This is a genomic window from Aliiroseovarius subalbicans, from assembly GCF_022678625.1.
In the GTDB taxonomy this organism is placed as follows: domain Bacteria; phylum Pseudomonadota; class Alphaproteobacteria; order Rhodobacterales; family Rhodobacteraceae; genus Aliiroseovarius_A; species Aliiroseovarius_A subalbicans.
The window spans coordinates 288234-313713 of the sequence record NZ_JALBYQ010000001.1 but is presented as its reverse complement, the minus strand read 5'-3'; the positions used below and the strand labels follow the sequence as shown (position 1 = coordinate 313713).

Here is a 25480-nt window from a genome sequence, read left to right as displayed (position 1 = left end):
GGCTATTCGTGGCGGTTTAGGTGGTAATCTTGTGGCAGCACCGCGGTTTGTCGCGTTCTAGGAAACAAAAACCAAGGTCGCATTCATTCCATTTTTGCAGGAAGTCCGGTGATTTCAGGGTGTCTTGTTAACCAATCCCGCCTAGGCTCTGCGTAAAAATGTCGCAGTTCATGTGAGTCGTTCTCACGCGTCGGAGGGTCCAATGACCACACAGCAAGAACCAAGCTTTCGCGAATCCGTTGACCTGATGTTCAACCGGGCCGTCGGTCTGATGGACCTGCCGCCGGGGCTGGAACAGAAGATCCGGGTCTGCAACGCGACATATACCGTGCGTTTCGGCGTGCGCTTGCGCGGCGAAATCCAGACTTTCACCGGCTACCGCTCGGTCCATTCCGAACACATGGAACCGGTCAAGGGCGGCATTCGTTATGCAATCGGCGTGAACCAGGATGAGGTTGAGGCGCTGGCGGCGCTGATGACCTACAAATGCGCCTTGGTCGAAACCCCGTTCGGCGGTTCCAAGGGCGGGCTGTGCATCGACCCACGTCAGTATGAAGAACACGAGCTGGAGCTGATCACCCGCCGCTTCGCCTATGAGCTGGCCAAGCGCGACCTGATCCACCCGTCGCAAAACGTGCCCGCGCCCGATATGGGCACCGGCGAACGGGAAATGGCCTGGATCGCGGACCAATATGCGCGCATGAACACGACCGATATCAACGCGCGCGCCTGCGTCACCGGCAAACCGCCCCATGCGGGCGGCATCGCGGGGCGGGTCGAGGCGACCGGGCGCGGCGTGCAATACGCCCTGCGCGAGTTCTTCCGCCACCCCGAGGATGTGGCGAAGGCGGGCTTGTCGGGCAAGCTCGACGGCAAGCGTGTGATCGTGCAAGGCCTTGGAAACGTGGGATTTCACGCCGCCAAGTTCCTTACCTCGGAAGACGGTGCACGGGTGACCGGCATCATCGAACGCGATGGCGCTTTGGTGGATGAGGCGGGGCTGGACGTCGAAGCAGTGCACCGCTGGATCGCCAAACACGGCGGCGTGACCGGCTATGCCGACGCGGCGCATGTAGACGACGGGGCTTTGGTGCTGGAAAACGAATGTGACATCCTGATCCCGGCCGCGCTGGAAGGGGTCATCAACCTGACCAATGCCGACCGGATCAAGGCGCCCCTGATCATCGAGGCCGCGAACGGGCCGGTAACCGCCGGCGCCGATGACGTCTTGCGTGACAAAGGCACGGTAATCATCCCCGACATGTATGCCAATGCCGGCGGTGTAACTGTGTCCTACTTTGAATGGGTCAAGAACCTGTCGCATATCCGCTTTGGCCGGATGCAGCGGCGGCAGGAGGAAAGCCGCCACCAGCTTGTGGTGGACGAACTTGAACGGCTGTCCGATGACATGGGCAAGGCCTGGTCGCTGTCGCCCGATTTCAAAAACAAGTACCTGCGTGGCGCGGATGAGCTGGAATTGGTGCGCTCGGGGCTGGATGACACGATGCGCATAGCCTATCAGGCGATGCGCGAGGTCTGGCACGGCCGCGACGACGTCACCGACCTGCGCATGGCGGCCTATATCGTCGCCATCGACCGCGTGGCTGCAAGCTACCGCGCCAAGGGATTGTAAGGCGCACATCCACGGGACAGGCAAATTCTTGCGAAGAGTTTGACGGGGAGAGCGTCGTGCGGCCGGCCTGACGTGACCGCGGAACTTTACTGACGCAGGCGCACAGCCTCGGCCGCGTCCTCGATCGCCCAGTAAAGTAGCGCGTCCCGGATCCCCTCGGCGGCCCGAGTGCGCCAAGTCTGCGACACCAGGTTCTTGCGGTCTTGTTCGGACGACAGGAAGCCCAGCTCGATCAGAACTGACGGAATATCAGGCGCTTTCAACACGGAAAACCCTGCCTCAAGGCGTGGCGTCTTGTGGGTTGAACCGGTGGCGGAATGGATCCCCTCAACCAGCGCATCGGCCAGTCGGGCCGAGCGTGGCGCTGTTTCCACGCGCGCCATGTCCATCAGGACCAGCGCCACCGCATCATCATGCTGGCTCAGGTCCACCCCAGCCAAAAGGTCGGCCCGGTCATGGCGCTCGGCCAGTTTCTGCGACGCCAGGTCCGACGCCTCGGCACTGAGCGTATAGACGCTCGCCCCGGTCGCGCGGCCCTGGGCCAGCGCATCGGCATGCAATGACAGGAAAACGTCGGCCCCGGCTTGGCGCGCAATGCTCACGCGGGTTTCCAACGGCACAAACCGGTCGTCGTCACGCGTCAGCACGACCTCGAAACCCTCGGTGCGCAGCAAGGTCTCTTTCAACTCGCGGGCAAATTGTAGCATCAATTCGGCTTCAATCACCTCATCGCGCTCGGCCCCCGGATCGATCCCTCCGTGGCCCGGGTCCAGCACGACGACCAGTGGTTGGTCACCGGTCTGACGCGCCTTCGCCTCGAAGGTTTCCGCGCCCAATTCGCCAGCAAACAGCGCGCTGGCGGGCGCGCCGGCTGCCAGTGCGAATGCCTCGGCATCGGTCTTTCCCAGCACGATTTTGACATGGGCCCCGGTCGCATCCGCACGCATCCCGGCTTGTTCCACCGCCAGAGGTTCGGCCAGTTCCAGCACCAGGCGGGTCCAGCCAGGGCGGTAAAGCCCATGATTCAGAGACTCGACCCGGTCGCTGCCCGCAAGCAGTCCGGCCGGGTCAAGACCGGTCCAGTCGAGTTCAGAGAAATCCAGCACCAGCCGGGGGGGGGCGTCCAAGGTAAAGACCCGCCACGGCACCGGCTGGCTCAGCCCCAGATCCAGCGTCATGCCCCGGCGCGTGTCGTCCAGTGTCACACCCTCGCCCACCAGCCGCGCCAGAGCGCTGAGCTCCTGTGTTTGACCCACAGCCTGTCCCTGCGCCGAAACCAGTGCAGAGAGCAGAACCGCAACGGTCCATATGGTGAAATACCGGATCAGCCTGTGCACGGGTTGGCCCCCTTTTGAACGCAGCCTACCATGCGCACCCAAAGGCGTCAGCCGTCTTTCGCCGCGCGCAACTCTGCAACGATCTGCTGCATGCCATCCAGCGGCACGTAGCCACGCAGAAGCTGGTCTTCCATCACGAAGGTCGGTGTGCCAGAGATCTGCATACGTTGGGCCAAAAGGTGGTTCTGGCCGATGATCTCATCCACCCGCGGGTTGCTCATACCATCCAGGATCGCGGCGCCGTCCAGCCCCAGCGACCCTGCCAGCGTGACAAGTGTTTCCGGCGTCGCATTGCCGCGCATCACCATCATCGCGTCATGAATCTGACCATAAGCCTCCTGCCCTGCCAGCAGCTGAGCCGAGATGGCAAAGCGCGACGTCAGGGTCGATTCCTCGCCCAAGATCGGAAATTCCTTATAGATCACGCGGATATTGCCGTCAGTCTTGATCAACTCCTTGAGCTCGGGAAACGCCTTGCGGCAATAGCCACAGCGATAGTCCACGAACTCCACCATCGTGATGTCGCCGTCAGGGTTGCCGGTGACATGGGAAAAGCCATCGTTGAACAGCTCTTCGGCATTGTGGGCCACCAGCGCGCCGTCATTGGCCACCTGTTCGGCGGCATTGCGGCGCTCCAGAACCTCGATGGCTTCCATCAGCACCTCGGGGTTTTCCAGCAGGTAGGCACGCACTTCGTTGCGGAACGCGGCGCGTTCGTCATCGGTCAACCCGGTCAGATCCGAGGCGGCAAGCGGCGCGGCCAGAAGGCCCGCGGCAACAGTCAGGGCAAGCCCAAAGCGTTTCATGTCTGGTTCTCCGTCATTTGGCTGCCACCTGCGCGGCATATAAAATATCCTCGGCGCGGGTCCAGCCGCCGCTTCCGCGTGGCAACAACCCCTGTGCCCGTTTGGCATGAGGCACCGCATCTTTCAAGCGACCGATCAGCGCATAACGCTCGGCCGTCACCACCGAGGCCATACCCGGCTGCCCAGCACGGGCATAGGCCAGGCCCAGATCGCGCAGCATGATCGGCGAATAGGGATCGCGCCCATAGGCCTTGCGCAACACGCCCAGAGCGCGGGCGTTGCTGTCGGCAGAGTTCACCGCCAGAAGTGCGCGACCATAGCCGCCAAGCACCAGCGCATTGCGCGGCGCCAGCCGGGCGGCGCGACCATAGGCTGTCACCGCCGCGTTGAACTGTCGGCTTTCCAGCAGGATCTGCCCCTGCAGTTCAGCCAAGTAGGGATCGTTGGGCTTGGCCGCGACCAAAGCCCCGATTTCCGCAATCGCCTGATCCGGTTTCGGCAATCGGTGCAGTGCCACGGCGCGGCGGATCCGCTCCAGTTCGCTGCCCTGCCCCACCTTGCGCCCGACCTTGCGCAACGTGACTTTGGGCGCGCGGATGAAAGCCTCCAGCTTGCCCTGGGCGCGAGCAAACCAATAGGCGTCATCGGGCCTTTCCTGCGCACGCGCTTTGCCCGCCGCCGCGTATCCCTTGACCGCACGAATGCGGTCGCGGTTCAGCGGATGGGTCAGCGCATAGGGATCCCGGCGCCCGACCGACAGCGCCTCTTGCCCACGAAACACCTCCAGCACATCGACCATCGCCTGTGGGTCAATCCGGTTGGCCGCCAGATACCGCAGGGCGCTTTGGTCCGCGCTGGCCTCCTCAGCGCGGGTGTGGGCCAGAAACAAGCGCTGCGCCGAAGAGGCCGTGCCGACGGCAAGCCCCACCGCGGCTTTCCCCCCGCCCGCCGACGCCGCCACCGCCGCCAGCAAAAGGCCCATCTTGGCCGCGTTCTGCGCCGCCTGGTAATTCGCCGCGCGCCGCGACAGGTGCCCGTTGGCGATATGCGCCAGTTCATGGGCGATCACCGATTGCAGTTCAGCCGGGGACTTCAGGCGCAGGATCAGGCCCGAGTTGATGAACACGTGGTCCTGGTCTGCGACGAAGGCGTTCAGCTTGTCATCCCGGATCACCAGAATCTGGACCCGGCTGGGGCTGAGCCCTGCCGCGTTGATCAAGGGTCGCGCAAGTTCGCTCAATGCGTGTTCAATGTCGGGGTCTCGGATGATCGTGGCGCGGGCCTCGGCGGCCACGGCCAGCGTTATCGCGACCACCATCGCCAACCCTGCTGCGATCCATTTGCCTGCCATTGACTCCGCCTTCCCGTGGTGCGACCCGTGGACCGACACTAGTGAGGAAGCCATGCGAAACTCAAGCCGATCCAGCGTCGATCCCTTCATTGTGATGGACGTGATGGAAGCCGCCCGCGCCGCCGAAGCCGCCGGGCGCCACATCATCCACATGGAAGTGGGCCAGCCCGGCACCCCGGCACCCGCCGGCGCGCGCGCCGCATTGAGCGCGACGATGGAAAGTGATGCACTGGGATACACCGTCGCGCTTGGCATTCCCGAGCTGCGCGAACGTATCGCAAGCCTATATAAAGATTGGTATAATCTTGACTTGGATCCGGCCCGCGTGGTGGTCACGCCGGGCAGTTCTGGTGCTTTCATCCTGGCCTTTACCGCGCTGTTTGACGCCGGTGACAAGGTGGGGCTGGGCGAACCGGGATATCCGTCCTATCGCCAGATCCTGCGCGCACTGGATCTGGAGCCGGTCGGCATCGCCACATCGGCCGAAAACCGCCTGCAACCGGTGCCTGCCGACTTGCCGCCGGGGCTGGCCGGGCTGATCACCGCATCCCCCGCCAACCCGTCGGGCACGATGCTGGATCACGACCACCTGTCGGCGCTGATCGGTGCCACGCAGGACATGGGCGCCAGCTTCATCTCGGACGAGATCTATCACGGGTTGCAATACGAAGGCCGCGCGGTGTCGGCGCTGGAGGTCTCCGACGACGTCTATGTCGTCAACTCGTTCTCGAAGTATTTCAGCATGACGGGCTGGCGCGCGGGTTGGATGGTGGTCCCCGAAGACCACGTGCGCGTGATCGAACGCATCGCCCAGAACATGTTCATCTGCGCGCCCCATGCCAGCCAGGTCACCGCCCTGGCCGCGATGGACTGTCACGATGAATTGAACGCGAACCTGGCCGTCTATGCCGAGAACCGCCAGTTGATGATCGACGGGTTGCCGCGCGCCGGGTTCGACCGGTTTGCGCCGCCTGATGGGGCCTTCTACATCTATGCGGATGTGAGCGCCCACACCGACGACAGCCGCGCTTTTGCCGCAGAAATCCTTGAAAAGGCAGGGGTTGCGGTCACGCCGGGGTTGGACTTCGATCCGGTGCGCGGCCATCAGACGCTGCGCTTTTCCTATGCCCGCGCGACCGAGGATATTCGCGAAGGTCTGGCTCGCTTGACCCGCTTCATGGAAGGTCGCGGCTGAAGGGTGACGCGACGGAGACCTGCAATGGTGTTTGATCCAACCGCCGTGGCGACCGTATATAGAGCGAAGAGAAAACCTCACAGCAGGAGACGCGCATGTCCTTCACCATCAACGTCAACGGCACCGACCAGGCGGTCGACTTGCCGGGCGACGTGCCGCTCTTGTGGGTGCTGCGCGACGCGCTGGGGCTGACCGGCACGAAATTCGGTTGCGGCGTGGCCGCCTGCGGTGCCTGCACGGTGCAGATCGACGGGGTGGCCGAACGCTCCTGCCAGGTTGCATTGGAGGACGTGGATGGCGCGGTCCTGACGATCGAAGGGCTGGGCACACCGGACACGATGTCAGTGCTGCAACAGACATGGGTCGACCATCAAGTGGCGCAATGTGGCTACTGCCAGTCCGGGCAGATCATGAACGCCGCCGCTTTGCTGGCCGAAAACCCGGCCCCGAATGACGCCGAGATCGATGACGCCATGTCGGGCAACCTGTGCCGCTGCGGCGCCTATCCGCGCATCCGCGCCGCGATCCACGCGGCCGCCAAACAGATGCAGGAGGGGTGATCATGGGCCGTCTGAGAACCTTCACCCGCCGCGCGTTCATCGTGGGATCGGTCGCTGTCGCCGGCGGCGTGGCCTTCGGCACCTACCAGGTGATGCGTACGCCGCAAAACCCGCTGAAACCCGGCGGTGACGCCGTGGCGCTGAACCCCTGGCTGATCATTGACCAGTCTGGCATCACCATCATCACCCCGCGCGCCGAGATGGGTCAGGGCGTGCACACCACGCTGGCCGCTTTGGTGGCCGAGGAGCTGGACGTGGATCTGGCAGATGTCGCCACCCACCACGGCCCGCCCGCGCAGGCATACTACAACGGCGCGCTGATGGCCGACCGGCACTATTCTGCATCACATGAACAGCCCTCGGGCCTGGGGGCAGTGATGAGCGAAGCCTTCCCCAAGATCCTGTCGCTGCAGGTCACCGGTGGGTCCACCACCATTGTGGATGCGTTTGACAAGATGCGCAACGCAGGGGCTGCTGCGCGCCAGACCCTGTTGATGGCCGCCGCCGACCGGCTGAACACCGGGCTGGACCGGTTGAAGACCGACAACGGCGCGGTGATCGCGCCTGATGGAACCCGCATCCCCTATGCCGACCTGGCCGAGGCCGCCGCCGAGATTGCCCCGCCGAAATCGCCGCGTCTGAAACCGCGCGCCGAGTGGCGCATTCTGGGCAAATCGCAGCCCCGCCTGGACCAGCCCGGCAAGGCCACCGGCACCGCCACCTTCGGCATGGATGTGCGCGAAAAGGACATGCTGTTTGCCTCGGTCCGCATGACCCCACGCTTTGGCGGGGGCATGAACAGCTTTGACGCCAGCGCGGCCGAAAAGATGCCCGGTGTCGAGAAAATCGTCGATCTGGGTGACGGGGTTGCGGTGATTGCCAGCAACACCTGGCTGGCCATGCAGGCGGTGAACGCGATCGACGTGACCTGGGGCGACGCCCCCTACCCGTCTGAAAACGAAGAGATTTTCGACAAGATCGCCGAGGCGTTCGACACCGACCCGAATGTGTCCCTGCGTGATCAGGGCGACATGGCGGCGCTGAGCGGCGACGTGATCGAGGCCGAATACCGCGTGCCGTATCTGGCACATGCGACGATGGAGCCGATGAACTCGACCGCGCGGTTCACCGGTGACGCGCTGGAAATCTGGTCGCCCAACCAGGCGCCTGTCATGGTGCAATCCGATTGCGCCAAGGCGGTCGGGCTGAAGGGCAACGCGGTGACCGTACACACGACGCTGATGGGCGGCGGATTTGGTCGCCGCTCGGCCACCGATTTCGCCGTGCTGGCCGCGCGAGTGGCGAAAGAAATGCCGGGTCGCGTGGTGCAAACCACCTGGACCCGTGAAGAGGACATGACCCACGACGTGTTCCGCCCGGCCGCCATTGCTCGGATGCAGGCAAAGCTTGCAGATGGCAAGCCGGTGGCGCTGGAGGGCCGCATAGCGTCCCCATCCATCATGGCGCAGATGATGCAGCAGATGACCGGCATGAACATGGCCCCCGCGGACCAGACCCTGACCGAAGGCGCCCATGATCAGCCCTATGCCATTGAAAATATGCGCATTACCGGACATTCGGCGGATGTGTCGATCCCGGTTGGGTTCTGGCGGTCTGTCGGCAACTCGCAAAACGCGTTCTTCCACGAAAGCTTCATTGATGAGCTTGCCCATGCGGCGGGCGCCGACCCGATGGCGTTTCGGGTGGAGCTGATCCGCCCGGAACACGCGGGTTCGGCCAAGGTTCTGGAAACCGTACGCGACATGTGCGGCTGGACCGGCAAGACGCCCGAAGGTGTCGGGCGCGGCGTGGCGTTCACCTATTCCTTCGGCACCCCCTGCGCGCAGGTGATTGAACTGCGCGAGGAGGACGGTCTGATCCGCATCTCGGACATGTGGATTGCCGCCGATCTGGGCGTCGCTCTGGACCCGGCCAATGCCGAGGCACAGTTGACCGGTGGCGCCGTCTTTGGGCTTTCGGCGGCGGTGCATGGTCAGGTGACGTTCTCGGACGGCATGGCCGAGCAGATGAATTTCCCGGATTATGACGCGATGCGCATGCTGAACACACCCAAATTCCACGTTGAAATCCTTGAAAACGCACTGAAAATTGGAGGTGTCGGGGAACCGGGCACCCCGCCCGCCGCCCCTGCGCTGGCCAACGCGTTGTTCGACCTGACCGGAGAACGGGCGCGGCGCTTGCCGCTTGGAGATCAGTTCGATTTCCTGACCTGACAGCACTGCGAACGTCGTTTCCTTGCAAAGATCACGACCCGAAATCTTTGAGAGATTTCACCTCCACCAGGAGCAAATGTGACGCCCGCGGCCTCAATCCGCGGGCGAAACCTCAATAATGCCTGAATCTCTCCCGTATTCCCGCCCCATTTTCAACCGACATCTACGGGAACGCATGCATCGAGCGCGTGCGGGTGAATATGAGGGTTAAGTATGCCACAAGGCTATTTGGTAACACTGGGGAATGGGTCTCTGGACACCGGGGACAGCATTGGCGGTCCGCTGGTCACCTTCACCACGGACACCGTTCTGGGCACCGGTCAATGGATTTGGTCGGGGACCTTCGGCGGGACCACTTACACGAACGAGACCGAGCCGGGCACCTATTACCTTGCAACGGATGGGAACGTTTATTTCGAATCTGATTTCGGCGCGGTGGACACGATCTCCTCGGCGTCTGTCGTCTCGGCACCCAGTTATTCCTCGTATGATGGCCAGCTGACCGGTTCGGACTTGGCCGATGTGATCGACGCGACCTTTACCGACGAAGACGGCGAAGTTGTCGACGGTGGCGATGGCACCGGGACGGCTGGTAACGAAGACGAGATCTATGGCTACGGCGGCGACGACACGATTGATGCCGGCGCAGAAAACGACACCGTTTATGGCGGCAGCGGTAACGATACAATCGACGGTGGGACCGGCGACGACACGATCTATGGTGACCTTGGCCCCTCTGCCCCGGCAGCCACCGCCGAAAGCTTGAACTGGGACGCCGCAGGTTCCGATGGGGCAGACCTATCTGCCGGATTCATCCAAAGCACCGGCCAAATGAATGCAACGGTGAGCTTTACCAACGACGGAAATTCGACTGATATTTCGGTCGATAGTGTCAGCACCAACTTTGTCGGGGCGGGCGACCCCTACAACACCACTTCAAGCTTGTTTCTTGGCGGCACAGGCCTTGGCCCGACGTCGACCACGTCGATCGATTTTTCATCCACCATCGACGGCATTTCCGACGAGGTCGAAAATGTCAGTTTCCGCATCAACGACATCGACACCTCAAGCTGGCAGGACATAATTACGGTCAACGGCTATGACGCCGACGGAAACCCTGTTCCGGTGTCGATCACTGTGAATGGGACGGATACGGTGTCCGGGAACACCATCACGTCCGGCACCGGTGCAGACAATCCGGATGAACAGGATGGGTCGGCCGAAATCGTCATCAGCGGACCGGTTGCCTCGATCGAAATCATCTACTCCAATGGGAATACTGCGGGTCAGGCCCTTTGGGTCACGGACCTGCATTTCGACACGCTTGTTGATGCCGAAAGCGGTGGCAACGACGTGATCGATGGCGGCGTTGGCAATGACACGATCTATGGCGAAGCGGGCAACGACACCCTTACCGGCGGCATCGGCGAGGATGCCCTGTTTGGCGGCGACGGCGATGACACGCTGAACGTCGGCGCAGGCGACACGGTCCAAGGCGGTTTCGGCTCGGACTCCATTGACCTGAACGTGGTCGACGCGCTGGACGGATCGGGCGGCACCATCACCATTGATGGCGGCGAAGACGGTGACAATGGCGACACCGACACGCTGACCTTCAACCACCTGGTCGACGATTGGTCTGACGTGGTGTTTGACGGCGGGAACCCGGAGAACGGCACCGCGACCCTGTCGGATGGCACCGTGGTGACCTTCACCAACATTGAAAACGTCATCATCTGCTTTACCCACGGCACCGGCATCCTGACGCCGCACGGCGACCGTCGGGTTCAGGATCTGCGGGCGGGCGATCTGGTTGTGACCCGCGACCATGGCCCGCAGCCGATCCGCTGGATCGGAAAAAGCCGCGTGCCGGGTGTGGGTAATCTGGCGCCGGTCCGCTTTGCGCCCGGCGCGTTCGGCAACACAGATGCGCTTCTTGTGTCGCCGCAGCACCGCATGGTCTATCAAGGTTCGGACGCGGTTTTGATGTTCGACAGCCCTGAAGTTATGGTCCCGGCCAAGCACCTTCTAAACGGCACGACGATCACCCAGACGGCGCAGGACAAGGTCACCTATTACCACATGCTGTTCGACAGGCATGAGGTGGTGTTCGCCAACGGTGCGGCATCGGAAAGCTTCCATCCCGGCCACCAAGGCCTGAAAGCGGTGGACGGCGCGGCGCGGGACGAATTGTTCCGGGTATTCCCACAACTGCGTTCGGACATGGGTGCTTATGGCGATACCGCCCGCCCGGTTCTGCGTGGTTTCGAGGCGCGGGTGCTGAAGATCGCGGCGTGAGCCGCCAAACGCCCGGGGGCCGCCTCAGCCCAACCAGCCACGGTAGTCCGACACGAGAAGGTGCTTGGGTGCTTCGTCTTCGTCGATCTCGGCAAAGCGGCCGATCGGGTCACGAAAGATGTTGTCGGTCTCGTCGTCGTTCACCGTCGACACCTCACCAATCAACACGTCACCACCTTCGCCCCAGAAGGCGTGCCAGTCCCCCGGCATCAGGGTCACGCTTTCGCCCGGGGCCAGGTGCAGCACTTCGCCCGGTGCAAAGTGCCGCTCCACCCCGTCACAGCGCACCATGCCCCCCGCGGCACCACCAAACCCGCCTTGGTCGTCCGAGCCGAACAGCTCGATCGCCAGCGTGGCGCCGCCGCGGTTAATGATGTCCTCGGCCTTCAGCACATGGCGATGCATCGGGCTGATCTGGTCGCGACGCGAGATCAACAGCTTTTCGGCATAGCACATGCCCCCGCCCGCCTTCAGGTCTGAAAGCCGGCCATTGCGCAGGGTGAACAGGAACAGACCCAACGCGTCGAAATCGCCCTGGCCATAGTCGGTGATGTCCCAACCCATACGCCCGTCGATCACCCCGCGCGCCTGGTCGGCCCTGGCCAGGAACTGATCTGGCGTCCAATAGGCAAAAGGCGGCAGGACAAAACCGAAGGCGCGGATCATCTCGTCCGCCTCAGCCATGATGTGATTGATACGCGAACGTTTCACGGCCTTACCTTTCTGTCCCCATGCCTCGGGTTGGTATTCGTCAAGCGCTTCTCAGAACCTGTTTGCTCTTGCCAGCCGCCCAGGCCCGCGCGGCATCGCCAAACGCCTGGAACAGCGGGCGCGACACCGGGTCGGTCGCCGCGTTCCATTCCGGGTGCCACTGCACCGAAAGGGTAAAGCCCGGCGCGTCCTTGATCCAGATCGCCTCAGGCGTGCCGTCATCGGCGTGGCCTTCTATCACCACGCGCGCACCCGGGGTCTTGATCCCCTGCCCGTGCAGCGTGTTTGTCATCACCTCGGTCGCGCCCAACAGGGCGTGAAAACGCCCGCCGTCGTCGAAATGCACCGCGTGGCGGATGGCAAATTTCTCTTCCAGCGTGCCGTCGGGCGGCATGCGGTGGTTGTCGCGCCCGGGCAGGTCGCGGATTTCCGGGTAGAGCGTGCCGCCCATCGCCACGTTGACCTCTTGAAAGCCACGACAGATGCCGAAGAACGGTTGCCCACGCTCGACACAGGCGCGCACCAGGGGCAACGTGATCGCATCACGGCAGCGGTCGAAATCGCCATGCGCCGCGGTGGGCGGTTCACCGTATTCTTCGGGGTGCACATTGGGGCGCCCGCCGGTCAACAGGAACCCGTCGCAGGTCTGCAACAATTCCTCGACCGTGACATAGCGCGGATCGGACGGCACAATCATCGGCATGCAGCCCGCCACGTCCGAAATCGCGGCCGAATTCATCGTGCCGCCCGCATGGGTCGGATATTGGTCATTGAGCAGATAGGAATTGCCGATGATGCCGATGATCGGACGGGTCATGAAAGGGGCCTTTCGCGCAGTTGCCCCTCTCTAGCAGAATGCCGGCAGGGTTCAAACACCCGCCGCACCGGCCCTCGATTGGCCGGGTCGGCGCACGGGGGTGGGTGGGTGGACCGTGTGCCGACCCGGCCCCGCTTGAAGCCCCCCGCCCCCGCCTGTAACGTCGCGCCAACACCAACAGGAGCCCAGCATGACCGAGCCGACGCCGCAGCCGATCTACCTTGCCGATTACACCCCGCCGACCTGGCTGATCGAACAGGTCGATCTGAGCTTCAAACTGCACCCCACCGCCACCCGCGTCACCGCCCGCATCCGCTTCACACCGAACCCGGCAACCCCGGCGCGCGATTTTTTCCTGCACGGCGAAGACCTGACCCTGATCAGCGCGAAAATCGACGGGCAGGCGATCACCCCCAGTCTGGTCGACGGTGGTCTCACCGCAGACGTGCCCGACAGCGCCTTCACCTGGGAGGCCGAGGTGGAAATCTCACCTTCGACCAACACCGCGCTTGAAGGGCTTTACATGTCGAACGGCATGTATTGCACCCAATGCGAGGCCGAGGGCTTTCGCAAGATCACCTTCTACCCCGACCGCCCCGACGTGATGGCGCCTTTCACGGTGCGCATCGAGGGTGACGAGGACGTGCTCTTGTCCAACGGCAACCCCACCGACATCGACGAAGGCTTCGCCGTCTGGACCGACCCCTGGCCCAAGCCCGCCTATTTGTTCGCGCTGGTTGCGGGCAACCTGGTCGCGCGTCACGACACGTTCACCACAATGTCGGGCAAAGTCGTTGACCTGCGCCTCTGGACCCGTCCCGGCCCGGACGAGGCCAAGACCGCCTTCGGCATGGAGGCGCTGAAGGCCTCGATGCGCTGGGACGAACAGGTCTACGGCCGCGAATACGACCTCGACATCTTCCAGATCGTCGCCGTGTCCGATTTCAACATGGGGGCGATGGAAAACAAGGGGTTAAACATCTTCAACACCTCCGCCGTGCTGGCCAGCCCGGAAACCTCGACCGACGCCAATTTCGAACGGATCGAGGCGATCATTGCGCATGAGTATTTCCACAACTGGACCGGCAACCGCATCACCTGCCGCGACTGGTTCCAACTGTCGCTGAAAGAAGGCCTGACCGTGTTCCGCGACCAGCAGTTTTCAGGCGACATGCGCTCGAAAGCGGTCTGCCGGATCAACGACGTGATGGCCCTGCGCGGACGTCAGTTCCGCGAAGACAACGGCCCGTTGGCCCACCCGGTCCAGCCCGAGCACTTCGTCGAGATCAACAATTTCTACACCGCCACGATCTATGAAAAGGGCGCCGAGATCATCGGCATGCTCAAGACGCTTGTGGGCGACGAGATGTATGACAAAGCCGTGGCGCTCTTCTTCGACCGCCATGATGGCGAGGCGGCCACGATCCAGGATTGGGTGCGGGTGTTCGAGGACACAACAGGGCGCGATCTGACCCAGTTCAAACGCTGGTATTCCCAGGCTGGCACCCCGCGTCTGAGTGTCACGGACACTTTCAAGGACGGCGCCTATACGCTTCACTTCAAACAGGAAACGCCATCCACACCCGGTCAGGATGTGAAAGACCCGCGGGTCATTCCGATCGCGGTCGGCCTGCTGGGGGCAAACGGCGATGAGGTGGTTCCAACCACGGTGCTGGAGATGACAGAGGCCGCGCAGAGCTTCACCTTCGAGGGGCTCTCGTCCAAGCCCGTCCCGTCGATCCTGCGCCACTTCTCGGCGCCCGTGATCGTGCAGCGCAAGACCGACGCCCAGGAACGCGCTTTCCTCCTGGCCCACGACACCGACCCGTTCAACAAATGGGAGGCCGGGCGCGCCCTGGCCAAGGACGTGCTGGTCGGCATGGTCACCCACGGCCAGACCCCTGATGCGGCCTATCTGGACGCGCTGGCCACGATGCTGCGCGACGACAGCCTGGACCCGGCCTTCCGCGCCCTTGCCTTGCGCCAACCCGGCCAGGACGACATCGCGCAAACCCTGGCGGACGCGGGCGTCACACCCGACCCGCAGGCGATCTATCGCGCGTCCGAAACCCTGGCCCAGGCTACGGCTGAGCATCTGCAGGACCTGCTGCCGCGCCTGTCGGCCGACATGCAGGTGACCGCGCCGTTCGATCCCGGCGCCGAACAGGCCGGCAAACGCGCTTTGGGGCTCGCGCTTCTGGCCCTGACCACGCGGCTGGATGGTGGTGTTGCGGCACAGGCGCAGTATGACGCGGCCGACAACATGACCTTGAAACTGGGCGCGCTTGGCTGCCTTCTGGACGCCGAAAACGGCGACGCGGCGCTGGCGCGGTTCTATCATGAATTTGAAGGCGACGATCTGGTAATCGACAAATGGTTCTCGATGCAAGTCGCCCACGCCGCCCCGGAAAAAGCCGCGGAGCTGGTCGAAAAGCTCAGCACTCACAAGGACTTCCACTGGAAAAACCCGAACCGCTTCCGCTCACTTTTCGGCGCGCTGATGATGAACCCGGCGGGCTTCCATACGGTGTCGGGCGCGGGTTATCGCCTCTTGGCCGATTGGCTGATCAAGCTGGATCCGGTAAATCCGCAGATAACTGCGCGCATGACGACCGGATTCGAAACCTGGAAACGCTATGACGCCGATCGGCGCGGCATGATCTGTGCCGAGCTTGAGCGCATTCACCAGACCCCGGGTATCTCACGCGACACGCAGGAAATGGTCAGCCGGATGTTGGGGGATTAAGGGCTCAGAGCCACAAAACCAGCACGATGATCGACAGGACCAGAAGCGCGGTGCCAATCCATTCGCGCCGTGTAACCACCTGTTTGAACACGAAAATCGTGGCGGCGAAGCTGAAGACAAGCTCAACCTGCCCCAATGCCTTGACCAGCGCAGCGTTCTGAAGCGCAAAGGCGGTGAACCAGCAAAACGACCCGATCATCGAGGTCACGCCAACCAGGGCGCCGACCCGCCAATTGGCAAACACGCGCCCGATCTCACCCGGTTCACGCAGGCGCATCCACAGCACCATGATGGTGGATTGAAACGCGGTCACGATGGCCAGCGTCAGCCCGACCCGTGCGATGACATCCAGCACGCCCAATTCCAGCGTGGCGCCGCGATACCCTGTCGCTGAGATGCCGAACAGAAACCCCGCGCCCAATCCCAGCGCCGCCGCCCGGTTGAAAAACCGGCCCAGCCCCTGCCCGCCGCCGGGCGGGTCGGACAGCAGCACCAGCCCGACGAATCCGATCGCAATAGCCACTGTGCCCGAGGCCGACAGCCCCTCGCCCAACACGAGGAAACCGATCAGTGCGGTCAGGATCACTTCGGTTTTCTTGAAGGTGATGCCGACGGCAAAGTTGCGTTCGGCAAACAAGGCCACGACGCACATCGTTGCAAGCACTTGGCCGATGCCACCGGTCAGGGCGAACAGGAAGAACCGCGGCGACAACGCCGGCACGCTTTGTCCGGTCACACCCAAATAAGTTGCCACGCCCAGCGCCACCAAGGGCGCTGAGAACACGAACCGCGCAAAGGTCGCGCCAGCGGTCGACAGTTTCGTATCCTTCAGCCGCTTTTGCAGCATGAAGCGCAGGTTTTGCGAAAACGCCGCCGCGATGGTGATGGGGATCCAGGCTTGCATGGCCCCCGTCATGCCATGTCAGCCTCTATCGGGCCAGAGCGGATGCGGCACTGGATCTTTCGCCTGCAGGAAATGGCGCCGGAACACGGCGCGGTAAGTCGGATAGACATAACCGTGGTTCAGTCGCAGGTACCCCGCACGGTCGGTGTCATACAATTCACGCAAACGCCACCAGGGTGCGCCGGGATGGCTGTGATGCACGATGTGGAAGTTGTTGTTCAGAAACAGAAACGCCAGAATGCCACGATCTTCGATCACCACAGTGCGACCGGGGGCGCACTCATGGGCGCGGTGCTCCAGAAAGGTGCGGATTTTCAAAAGCGACAGCGCCAGGTAGGCCGCCGCAAGGTATCCCCAGCCGGGCATATGCCCGACACTCACGGCCCACCAGACCACAACAAGAACGGCTGGCAAGTGCAGCACCCAGCCCGCCAACACGCGGGTCTCCCCCCGCCAAATCGCGCGCGCATCCGTCCACATGAACGCCACCTGCCCGATAGCCGGCCCCAGCAGCATCCGCCCTGCCAGCGTGTTGTTCACGCGGAGCAGCGCCCGCACGGACCGCGGCAACCCCGCCCAGAGCTTCGGGTCCACAAAATTGCTTTCCGGGTCGTCATAAGGGTCGGTCAACCGATCATCGCAGTGATGCGCCAGATGCGTATCGCGAAACCGGAGGTAGGGGATGCACAGGCTCAGCGCCGGAAACACCAGCGCGCCGTTGATCCAAGGCGCTCGCACCGGATGGCCATGTAAAACCTCATGACAGGCTGAGGAATGCAATGCCGCGGCAAACCCCGCCAACAAGATGGCCAGCCCTACCGACCATGTCGCGACCCAGATCGTCGCAAAGGCATAAAGGCCATAGATCAGAACCAAAACGGCCAGAATCGGCACTTCGTCGCGCAAGCCGCGTTCAGCCATGTCGCCCCCAGGCAATTCGCGCCCAGACCCGTTCGTAGACAACGTAGAAAGCAAATCCCAGTGCAGTGTTGACCACCGCCATCGCACCCCCGACCGCGACGGACCCAGTCATCACCAGACCGACAACACACATCGAGACGAACCCGATCAGGTTCCACAAAACTGCCTTCAGCCAGGATCGTCGTGCCGTTTCCATCTGTTCCCTTTCGTCCTGACCCTGCTAGCAGTTGCCGCGACGGATAGGCATTCTGTCAGTAGTTAACATTTTCCATCATTCATGATATTTATCACCAAATGATCGAAAAAACCGACAAACGCACCCGCGCACAGCTGTTTCGCGCCCGTCTCGCGCAGGCATTGGAGGCGAAACACACCACGCAAAGCGCGTTGGCCCGCGCGGCTGGGGTGGATCGCTCTACCATTTCGCAATTGCTCAAGGGTCAAGGCGCACGCCTGCCCAATGCCCAGCTCGTGGCGGAATGCGCGGCGCATCTGGGGGTTTCTGCCGATTGGCTGCTGGGCCTGTCCGAACGCCCCGAAAGCGCGGCCGATCTGCTGGCCACTTCACTGACCCTGACCAAGGCCCGCCGCGCGCTGGTCGATGAACAGATCTTCGCCTGGCATCAGGAGGCCGCGGGTTACAAGATCCGCCACGTGCCCGCCGCCCTGCCCGACATGCTGAAAACCCGTGCGATGCTGGAATGGGAATACACCCCGCACCTTGGCCGGACCACCGATCAGGCGATCGGCGCCTCGGAAGATCGGCTTGCCTTCATGCGCGACAGCCGCTCGGATTACGAAATCGCTCTGCCCCTGCACGAGGTAACCAGTTTCACCACGGCAACCGGGTATTATCAGGGCCTGCCCGATGACATCCGCGCGGCGCAACTCATCCACCTGCGCAACTTGCACGAACAGCTCTACCCGTCACTGCGCCTCTACCTTTTCGATGCGCGCCAGCTGTTTTCCTCGCCCATCACCGTCTTCGGTCCGCTTCTTGCAGTCCTGTATCTGGGCGCCAACTACGTCGCCTTTCGCGATCGCGACCGGGTGCAGGCCTTTACGCGTCATTTCGATCAACTTGTGCGCGAAGCGAAAGTGCCTGCGCGCAATCTGCCCTCATTTCTGGACAGCCTCACGCCCTGAAGTCAGATTTCCAGAAAAAAACCGGGGGTTTGCGGTGGCGCCCCAATTAATAAGTGGAGTTGGCGCCCCCGCATCAGACCTGCGGGTCAGGGTTCACCGTGTGGCCATCCACCGCGATCACCTGGCCGGACACCAACCGCGCGCCGTCCGAGGCCAGAAACACCGCCATGTTGGCAATGTCGCGCGCCTCGACGAAGCTTTGCATCGAGGTGCCCGCCGCATATCCCTGATACACCGCGTCGCGCGTCATGCCCTTCACCGCCGCCTCGCGCTCCAACACGCCCTCCATTCGCGGGCCTTCCACAGCACCAGGGCAGATCGCGTTGCAGCGCACCCCGTAAGGGCCCAGCTCCATCGCCAGGGTCTTCATCAGCCCGATCTTGGCCCATTTCGCCGCCGCATAGGGCGCCCGGTTCGGATAGCCGTGCTGCCCCGCGGTCGAGCTTGTGATCACAATTGAGCCCGCCTTCTGCGCCTTCATCATCGGGGCCGCGTATTTCGCCGCTAAAAACGCGCCTTCCAGGTTCACGCTGACACAGCGCTGCCAGTCCGACAGGGCTATATCCTCGACCGGAGCCGTTGGCCCGGCAATGCCCGCGTTGGCACAAAGAACATCAAGACCGCCCCATTCTATGTTGATTTCACGAAACAATTCAGACACGGCATCTTCTTCCGAGGCATCCACCTGGCGGGTGATCCAGCCGTCCGGCAGATCCGCCAAAGCGTCGGCGTTCACATCCGTGACCCAGACCTGCGCGCCAGACGCCGCGAAGGCGTCCGCCATCGCGTGGCCGATGCCAGACCCGCCTGCGGTGATCAGAACCCGCGCACTCAAGGCTTCACCGCAATTGCGCGACCCACGCCATCAGGGCGCGGTAGCGACGCGTGCGCGCTGGCAATTTCGACCAGTTTCGCCTCAATCGCGGGTGACGGCGGCGACGGGCGGCGGGTTTCAAGGCTGACATGTAACAGGAAGTGCTCCCCGGTCGCCAGCAGGCGGTCGCCTTCGAACATCTGGTGGAACAGGTGCATCTTCTTGCCCGCCCCCATAAGGCAGGTGGTCTCGACCCGGATACGCTGGCCCAGATGCGCCTCGTCAATATGACGAATATGGGTTTCGGCGGTGAAGTACGACCCACCGGTGGCGATGTAATCCTGATCGCAGCCGATGATCTCCATGAACCTGTCGGTGGAATCCGCGAAGGCGTGCAGATAGCGGCTTTCGGTCATGTGGCCGTTGTAATCCAGCCAATCCACCGGGATCGCCCGGCGCAGCGTGACGACGGGTTTCGACAGATCGCCCGCACCGGTTTTCATCCGCTTGTCCTGCGCATTAAGCAGCGCGCCGGCGCCCCAGTCGCGCGCCTTCAGCGCCCGCATCATGCCCACCAGGTTGTCGTCGCGAATGCGCTCCAGCTCGCGGATCGAATGCATGCCGGATTGTTCGTCCGACTGGCCCGCGATCATGTCCACCAACTCGTCGGTAAACTCCGGCACGTCCATCAGCTTGGTCCAGGGCCATTTCAGGCAGGGGCCGAACTGCGCCATGAAATGCTTCATTCCGGCCTCTCCCCCGGCGACGCGGTAGGTCTCAAACAGCCCCATTTGCGCCCAGCGGATGCCAAAGCCATAGCGGATCGCGTTGTCGATTTCCTCGGTGGTGGCGATGCCGTCCTTGACCAGCCAAAGTGCTTCGCGCCAGACCGCTTCCAGGAACCGGTCGGCAATATGCGCGTCGATTTCCTTGCGCACATGCAGGGGATACATGCCGATCCCCGTGATGATCTGTTTGGCGTGGTCCAGGAACTCTGGCGTGTTCGCCGCCGTCGGCACAAGTTCGATCAACGGCAGCAGGTAGACCGGGTTGAACGGGTGCGCGACGACGATCTGGCCGGGCCGCGCGGCGCCCTGTTGCAGCTCGCTGGGCTTGAACCCCGAGGTGGACGAGCCGATCACCGCATCCGGGCGACACGCCGCCTGGATTTCGGCATACACCTTCAGCTTCAGCGCCAGCCGCTCCGGCACGCTTTCCTGGATCCAATCCGCGCCCTGCACGGCTTCGCTCAGATCGGTATGCAGGCTCAGCCACCCCTCGTCGGGCATCGACACATCAGACAGGCCGGGCAGCGAACGGCGCGCATTGGCCAGCACTTCGCCCAGCTTGCGCTCGGCCTCGGGGTCCGGGTCGAACACCCGCACATCCCACCCCATAAGCAGGAACCGCGCGGCCCAGCCGCCGCCAATAACGCCCCCGCCAACAATTGTCGCTGTCCGTGTCATGTTCAGATCCTTCAGTCGATGCAAATTTCGACGGTTTCGCCGTCGTCTTCGATATAGGCGAAGCAGCCGAAAATCGGCCCTTCCGCCTGGCAAGTGCGTGTGTCCGCCATGCAAAACCCGACGCACTCCGCCGAAGTGGAGCAGGCCTGACCCGCATCAGGCAGCGCGTTGCGGCAGAAATACTGTTGCAGCAAGCCGCCGCGCTGGAACGAACCGCCGTCCGCCTCGCAAGCCGCGCGGCTTTGGCGCAATTCGGCGGCGGGCGGGTCGCCCGGATTGCGGTCGCTTTGACAGGCGGTCAGGGTAATAAGCGCGATAAGCGCGATAAGAGCGACACCACGCTTCATTGTGTCACCAGGCGCGACAGGTCATAGCCGTTGAATTGCAGCACCCGGCGCGCGGCCGTGATCCGATCCTCGCCACCTGTCCGGTTACGGTCCAGAATCCAGCCGAAACTGCCCGACGGCGTGCCGACCACGGCGGTGCGGTAATCGTCATCGACCCACAGCACCCAGTATTCGGTGGCGTATGGCGGCTCTCCCGCCACGAAACGGGCCGGCATCGGCTGGTCGACGTCATATTCGTCCAGCACGCCCCAGCCGCCCCGGCGCGGACCGAAAATGGCGATCTGCGCGATGCGGCCGTCGCGCCCCGGGCGGAATTCGACCGCGCCGCGGATCACGTCGGCCTTGTCCTCGGCGAATTCTCCGCGGATCTGCCACATACCGGAAAACCGGTCGGCCTCGTACCGAGTGGACGAGGCGATCGCCACCTTGGTGTCGCGGTAAAACAAGCTGTCGCCCGCGCCGCCCAGACAGGCGGACAGCGCCACGAGGGCGCCCAGTGCCAGAAGTTTCAGACCGATCTTTGCCACGCGGATCCTTCCCTACTGCCCCTGCTCGACCAGCAGGAGCTTCGAGGTGTCATAGCCATTTCGGATCAGGACCTGCAACGCTGTGTCATAGGCGGTCGTGGAAATCGCCGGGTCGCGCGCAAGGATCCAACCGGTGCGCCCTTTGGGTTCGCCCACCACCGCAAGACTATGCGCGTCATCGACATAGAGCACCCAGTAGTCGCCCTTGGCGAACGGCAGCCAGGGCACGAAAGTCACGCTCAGCTTGCCGGGGGCGACGACCTTCGCCTGCCCCTCGGCCTGCTGCACCTCACCGTCCATCGTGCCCTTGCGGCAGGTATTCAGCACCCTCACCTTGCCATCGGACCGCATCGCATATTCCGCAGTCACCCCGACGCAGCCCTTTTCGAACCGGTTCGGAAAACGGGCGATTTCGTACCATTTGCCCAGATATCGGGTGAGGTCGAGATTGGGTGACACGGTGATCGGCACGGATTTGTCCCGGTAACTGGCCGCCTGTGCCGAGGCGGGCAGGACAAGAAGGGCGATCAAAGCAGCGCGAAGAAGGGCAAACATGGGGTTTCCTTTCGAAACAGGGGGTTTGACCGGATACGGCCCGCCCCCCCGGTTCGGATCACACTTAAACGGTTTCTTGCGCCTGTTTCACCAGACCCAGCTTTGCACGCACCTCCTCCGGGCCGATCACCCGTGCGCCCATGTTACTGACGATCGAGGCCGCACGCTCGACCAATTGCGCGTTGGTGGCCAGGACGCCGCGATCCAGGAACAGGTTGTCCTCCAGCCCCACGCGCACGTTGCCGCCCGCCATCACCGAGGCGGCCGCATAGGGCATCTGGTGGCGCCCCAATCCGAAGGCGGAAAAGGTCCAGTCGTCCGGCACGTTGTTCACCATCGCCATGAAGGTGTTCAGGTCATCCGGCGCGCCCCAGGGCACGCCCATGCACAGCTGAACCAGCGCGGGGCTGTCCAGAACGCCGTCGGCCACAAGCTGCTTCGCGTGCCACAGATGGCCGGTGTCGAAGGCCTCGATCTCGGGCTTCACGCCCAGATGGGTCATCATGCGCCCCATCGCCTCCAACATGCCTGGCGTGTTGGTCATGACATAATCGGCCTCGGCAAAGTTCATCGTGCCGCAATCCAGCGTGCAGATTTCCGGGCGGCATTGTTTGATATGCTCGACGCGTTCCGCGGCGCCCACCATATCCGTGCCCGCCTCAGCCAACGGCAGCGGGCGTTCGGTCGGGCCGAACACCATGTCGCCCCCCATCCCGGCGGTGAGGTTCAGAACCACGTCCACGTCGCTTTCGCGAATGCGCGCGGTCAGTTCGCGGTACAGTTCCAACCGGCGGCTGGGCACGCCGGTGTCAGGCTCACGCACATGGCAATGCACCACAGCGGCGCCGGCGCGGGCGGCGTCAATGGCGCTGTTGGCGATTTCCTCGGGGCTGCGCGGCACGTGGGGGCTGCGGTCCTGGGTGCTGCCCGACCCGGTGACGGCGGCAGTGATGAAGACCTCTCGGTTCATGGTCAGGGGCATGGCGTTTCTCCTCTTTCAGGCCATTGTGCCGGGCTTGCAGTGAATGACTTTACCTTTTACGCTCATTTCTTGATGAAAAGCGCAAAAAACATCTTCGGACCCGAATCCGCCCCACTTCATGTCGGCGTTCTGGTGCTGGACAGCTGCAACATGCTGTCGCTGTCGGCGGTGCTGGACCCGATGCGGGCGGCAAACCGGCGCGCGGCGCGCGATGTGTTTCGCTGGACCCTGCTGACGCCAGACGCGTGCCCCGTGACCCTGACCGCGGGCCTGCCAGTGACCGGTCTGCCGCTGATCGAGGCGCCCGAAATGGACGCACTGTTCGTGGTCGCGGGCTTTCAGTTGGAGGAACAATCCACCCCCGCCCTGCTGACCGGACTGCGGCGTCAGGCCACGCGGGTGCAGACGCTGGCCGGGATCGACGGCGGGTCCTGGATCCTGGCGCGCGCGGGGCTTCTGAACGGGCACAAGGCCACCACCCATTGGGAAGACCTTGAGCGTTTCGCACAGGAATTTCCCGAGATCGATGCGCAGCGCGACCGCTATGTCATCGATGGGCAGCGGACAACGACCGGCGGCGCCTCGCCCGCGCTGGACATGATGCTGCACCTGATCCGCGCGCGCCATGGCGAAGCACTGGCGATGCGGGTGGCGGCGGCGTTCATTTATGACCCGGTGCATGCAGGCGACGCGCCGCAAAGCCTGGCCAGCCCCGCGCGGTTGCGGGCGCGGGCCCCGAAAGTGGCACGGGCGATCCGTATGATGGAGCAGCATCTGGACGACCCGCCCCGCATTGCGCAGTTGGCCGCGCAGGTCGGGCTGACCCCGCGCCATCTGGAAACCCGGTTTCGGGCAGCCCTGGGAACCACCCCCGGTGCGTTTTTCCTGAACCTGCGTTTAAGCGAAGCGCGGCGGCTGGCGCTGGACACATCGCAGCCGGTGGCCCAGATCGCCCTGGCGACCGGGTTCAATTCTCAAGCCGCCTTCGCGCGGGCGTTCAAACAGGCGCATGGACAATCGGTCAGCGCGCTCAGGCGTGGTCGCTAAGGCGGGTCAAAACGGCAACGGATGGGCCTTGTGGGTCGCGTTGATGTCGGCCAGCGCCTCATCGGACAGAACCAGATCCTTGCCCGCCAGAATACGCTCCAACTGCGCCAGGCTGGAGGCGCCAAAAATGGTCGAGCCCATGAAGGGACGCGACACGGAGAACGCCAGCGCCATGTGCACCGGGTCAAGCCCGTGTTTTTCGGCAACTTGCAGATAGGCCTCGACCGTCGGGAACACCCTTTCGGTGACCCGCCCACCCAGTTCGGGCTGGGTGGTCTTGCGTGAATGATCGGGCAGCGCGCCGTGCTGATACTTGCCGGTCAAAAGCCCGGTCGCCAGCGGCGAAAACGCCAGCAGGCCCACATCTTCGTTCACGCAAAGCTCGGCCAGGTCGGTGTCGGCCAGCCGACACAGCAGGCTGTATTCATTCTGGATCGAGATCACCTCAGGCGCGCCCATCTCACGCGCGATGCGCAGCCATTGGGCGGTCCCCCAGACGCTTTCGTTCGATAGGCCGAAATGGCGCACTTTGCCCGCGGCCACCACGTCGGCCATCGCTGCAAGCACATCGCGCATGTGCGCCTCGGTCGTCGCGCGATCCTGCGACGAGGGGTCGAACCCCCAGTTCTGCCGGAACATGTAACTGCCACGAATGGGCCAATGGGTCTGGTAGATGTCGATATGATCGGTCTGAAGCCGCGCCAGCGAGGCATCGACGGTTTCGCGAATCGTATCCCCATCATAGCCGCGCCCGTCGCGCACCCAGCCAGGATTGTCGCCCGAAACCTTGGTGGCGATCACCAGATCATCGCGCCGGCCCGTCCTGGCCAACCATGCGCCAATCACCCGTTCACTGTCCCCCACCGTGTCGGCGCTGATCGGGTTCACCGGATACATTTCGGCGGTATCGACAAAGTTGATGCCGTGATCCAGCGCCATGTCGATCTGGGCGTGGCCCTCAGCCACCGTGTTGGTGGAGCCCCAGGTCATCGACCCCAGACACAGCGCGCTGACCTCCAGCGTGCCGTTTGCAAGTGTGTTCATGCGCATCGCGTTTCTCCCTGTTGGGCCACAGGGTTTCCG

23 protein-coding genes are annotated in these 25480 nt (G+C 63.3%); 8 read left to right on the top strand and 15 right to left on the bottom strand.

The features are described 5' to 3' along the window. Positions 1–202: 202 nt before the first annotated feature. Positions 203–1633 (top strand): Glu/Leu/Phe/Val family dehydrogenase, encoded by a 1431-nt coding sequence (locus tag MN188_RS01540; protein ID WP_242105035.1) that lies wholly within the window; start codon positions 203–205, stop codon positions 1631–1633. An 86-nt stretch (positions 1634–1719) separates the two neighbouring features. On the opposite strand, the gene MN188_RS01535 is transcribed toward MN188_RS01540, so the two are convergent. Genes MN188_RS01535 through MN188_RS01525 form a run of 3 tightly spaced genes read right to left on the bottom strand, consistent with a single transcriptional unit; the run spans position 1720 to position 5127 of the window. After that, positions 1720–2970 (bottom strand): N-acetylmuramoyl-L-alanine amidase, encoded by a 1251-nt coding sequence (locus MN188_RS01535; RefSeq protein ID WP_242105034.1) that lies wholly within the window; start codon positions 2968–2970, stop codon positions 1720–1722. Between the two features lie 47 nt (positions 2971–3017). Next, positions 3018–3776, bottom strand: a complete 759-nt coding sequence (locus MN188_RS01530; protein ID WP_242105033.1) for a DsbA family protein — start codon at positions 3774–3776, stop codon at positions 3018–3020. A 13-nt stretch (positions 3777–3789) separates the two neighbouring features. Next, the gene (locus MN188_RS01525; RefSeq protein WP_242105032.1) at positions 3790–5127 is read right to left on the bottom strand and encodes a M48 family metalloprotease; all 1338 of its coding nucleotides are present in this window, start codon (positions 5125–5127) and stop codon (positions 3790–3792) included. Positions 5128–5179: 52 nt separating this feature from the next. On the opposite strand from MN188_RS01525, the gene MN188_RS01520 reads away from it, so the two are divergent. From MN188_RS01520 to MN188_RS01505, 4 genes are all read left to right on the top strand, one after another. After that, entirely contained in the window at positions 5180–6322 is a 1143-nt protein-coding gene (locus MN188_RS01520) for a pyridoxal phosphate-dependent aminotransferase (protein WP_242105031.1), read from the top strand. Between the two features lie 95 nt (positions 6323–6417). Continuing rightward, the gene (locus MN188_RS01515; protein WP_242105030.1) at positions 6418–6882 is read left to right on the top strand and encodes a (2Fe-2S)-binding protein; all 465 of its coding nucleotides are present in this window, start codon (positions 6418–6420) and stop codon (positions 6880–6882) included. 2 nt (positions 6883–6884) lie between these two features. Beyond that, entirely contained in the window at positions 6885–9116 is a 2232-nt protein-coding gene (locus MN188_RS01510) for a xanthine dehydrogenase family protein molybdopterin-binding subunit (protein WP_242105029.1), read from the top strand. A gap of 213 nt (positions 9117–9329) precedes the next feature. Continuing rightward, positions 9330–11414, top strand: coding sequence for a Hint domain-containing protein (locus MN188_RS01505; protein WP_242105028.1), 2085 nt, complete (start codon positions 9330–9332; stop codon positions 11412–11414). 24 nt (positions 11415–11438) lie between these two features. On the opposite strand, the gene MN188_RS01500 is transcribed toward MN188_RS01505, so the two are convergent. Continuing rightward, the gene (locus MN188_RS01500; RefSeq protein ID WP_242105027.1) at positions 11439–12125 is read right to left on the bottom strand and encodes a D-lyxose/D-mannose family sugar isomerase; all 687 of its coding nucleotides are present in this window, start codon (positions 12123–12125) and stop codon (positions 11439–11441) included. A gap of 40 nt (positions 12126–12165) precedes the next feature. Beyond that, positions 12166–12942, bottom strand: coding sequence for a gamma-glutamyl-gamma-aminobutyrate hydrolase family protein (locus MN188_RS01495; RefSeq protein ID WP_242105026.1), 777 nt, complete (start codon positions 12940–12942; stop codon positions 12166–12168). 190 nt (positions 12943–13132) lie between these two features. On the opposite strand from MN188_RS01495, the gene pepN reads away from it, so the two are divergent. Next, the gene (gene pepN, locus MN188_RS01490) at positions 13133–15688 is read left to right on the top strand and encodes an aminopeptidase N (protein WP_242105025.1); all 2556 of its coding nucleotides are present in this window, start codon (positions 13133–13135) and stop codon (positions 15686–15688) included. Between the two features lie 4 nt (positions 15689–15692). Here the strand turns inward: pepN and MN188_RS01485 are convergent, their stop codons facing one another. Genes MN188_RS01485 through MN188_RS01475 form a run of 3 tightly spaced genes read right to left on the bottom strand, consistent with a single transcriptional unit; the run spans position 15693 to position 17709 of the window. Next, entirely contained in the window at positions 15693–16592 is a 900-nt protein-coding gene (locus MN188_RS01485; protein ID WP_242105024.1) for a DMT family transporter, read from the bottom strand. Between the two features lie 18 nt (positions 16593–16610). Then, entirely contained in the window at positions 16611–17513 is a 903-nt protein-coding gene (locus MN188_RS01480; RefSeq protein WP_242105023.1) for a fatty acid desaturase, read from the bottom strand. Further along, positions 17506–17709, bottom strand: coding sequence for a DUF2061 domain-containing protein (locus tag MN188_RS01475; protein ID WP_242105022.1), 204 nt, complete (start codon positions 17707–17709; stop codon positions 17506–17508). The genes MN188_RS01480 and MN188_RS01475 overlap by 8 nt, the downstream gene beginning before the upstream one ends. A gap of 98 nt (positions 17710–17807) precedes the next feature. Between MN188_RS01475 and MN188_RS01470 the strand changes: the two genes are divergently transcribed. Then, the gene (locus tag MN188_RS01470; RefSeq protein ID WP_242105021.1) at positions 17808–18659 is read left to right on the top strand and encodes a helix-turn-helix domain-containing protein; all 852 of its coding nucleotides are present in this window, start codon (positions 17808–17810) and stop codon (positions 18657–18659) included. A gap of 73 nt (positions 18660–18732) precedes the next feature. Here MN188_RS01470 and MN188_RS01465 read toward each other — a convergent pair whose 3' ends face one another. From MN188_RS01465 to bcoG, 6 genes are all read right to left on the bottom strand, one after another. After that, a complete protein-coding gene (locus MN188_RS01465; protein ID WP_275116067.1) occupies positions 18733–19494 on the bottom strand; it encodes an SDR family oxidoreductase in 762 nt (253 codons plus the stop codon). Next, complete coding sequence (locus tag MN188_RS01460) at positions 19491–20939, bottom strand: carnitine 3-dehydrogenase (protein ID WP_242105020.1); 1449 nt, start codon at positions 20937–20939, stop codon at positions 19491–19493. The genes MN188_RS01465 and MN188_RS01460 overlap by 4 nt, the downstream gene beginning before the upstream one ends. 11 nt (positions 20940–20950) lie before the next feature. After that, positions 20951–21286, bottom strand: a complete 336-nt coding sequence (locus MN188_RS01455; RefSeq protein ID WP_242105019.1) for a hypothetical protein — start codon at positions 21284–21286, stop codon at positions 20951–20953. Continuing rightward, positions 21283–21813: a lipocalin family protein gene (locus MN188_RS01450; RefSeq protein WP_242105018.1), complete on the bottom strand. Its 531-nt coding sequence runs from the start codon at positions 21811–21813 to the stop codon at positions 21283–21285. Before MN188_RS01450 ends, MN188_RS01455 begins: the two co-directional genes overlap by 4 nt. 12 nt (positions 21814–21825) lie before the next feature. Beyond that, complete coding sequence (locus MN188_RS01445) at positions 21826–22368, bottom strand: lipocalin family protein (protein ID WP_242105017.1); 543 nt, start codon at positions 22366–22368, stop codon at positions 21826–21828. Positions 22369–22432: 64 nt separating this feature from the next. Further along, positions 22433–23350: a 3-dehydrocarnitine:acetyl-CoA trimethylamine transferase BcoG gene (gene bcoG, locus MN188_RS01440; RefSeq protein ID WP_242105016.1), complete on the bottom strand. Its 918-nt coding sequence runs from the start codon at positions 23348–23350 to the stop codon at positions 22433–22435. 72 nt (positions 23351–23422) lie between these two features. On the opposite strand from bcoG, the gene MN188_RS01435 reads away from it, so the two are divergent. Further along, positions 23423–24397 carry a GlxA family transcriptional regulator gene (locus tag MN188_RS01435; protein ID WP_242105015.1) on the top strand — a complete coding sequence of 325 codons (975 nt, stop codon included), beginning with the start codon at positions 23423–23425 and terminating at the stop codon, positions 24395–24397. Positions 24398–24403: 6 nt separating this feature from the next. Here the strand turns inward: MN188_RS01435 and MN188_RS01430 are convergent, their stop codons facing one another. Next, positions 24404–25447, bottom strand: coding sequence for an aldo/keto reductase (locus MN188_RS01430; RefSeq protein ID WP_242105014.1), 1044 nt, complete (start codon positions 25445–25447; stop codon positions 24404–24406). Positions 25448–25480 lie beyond the last annotated feature (33 nt).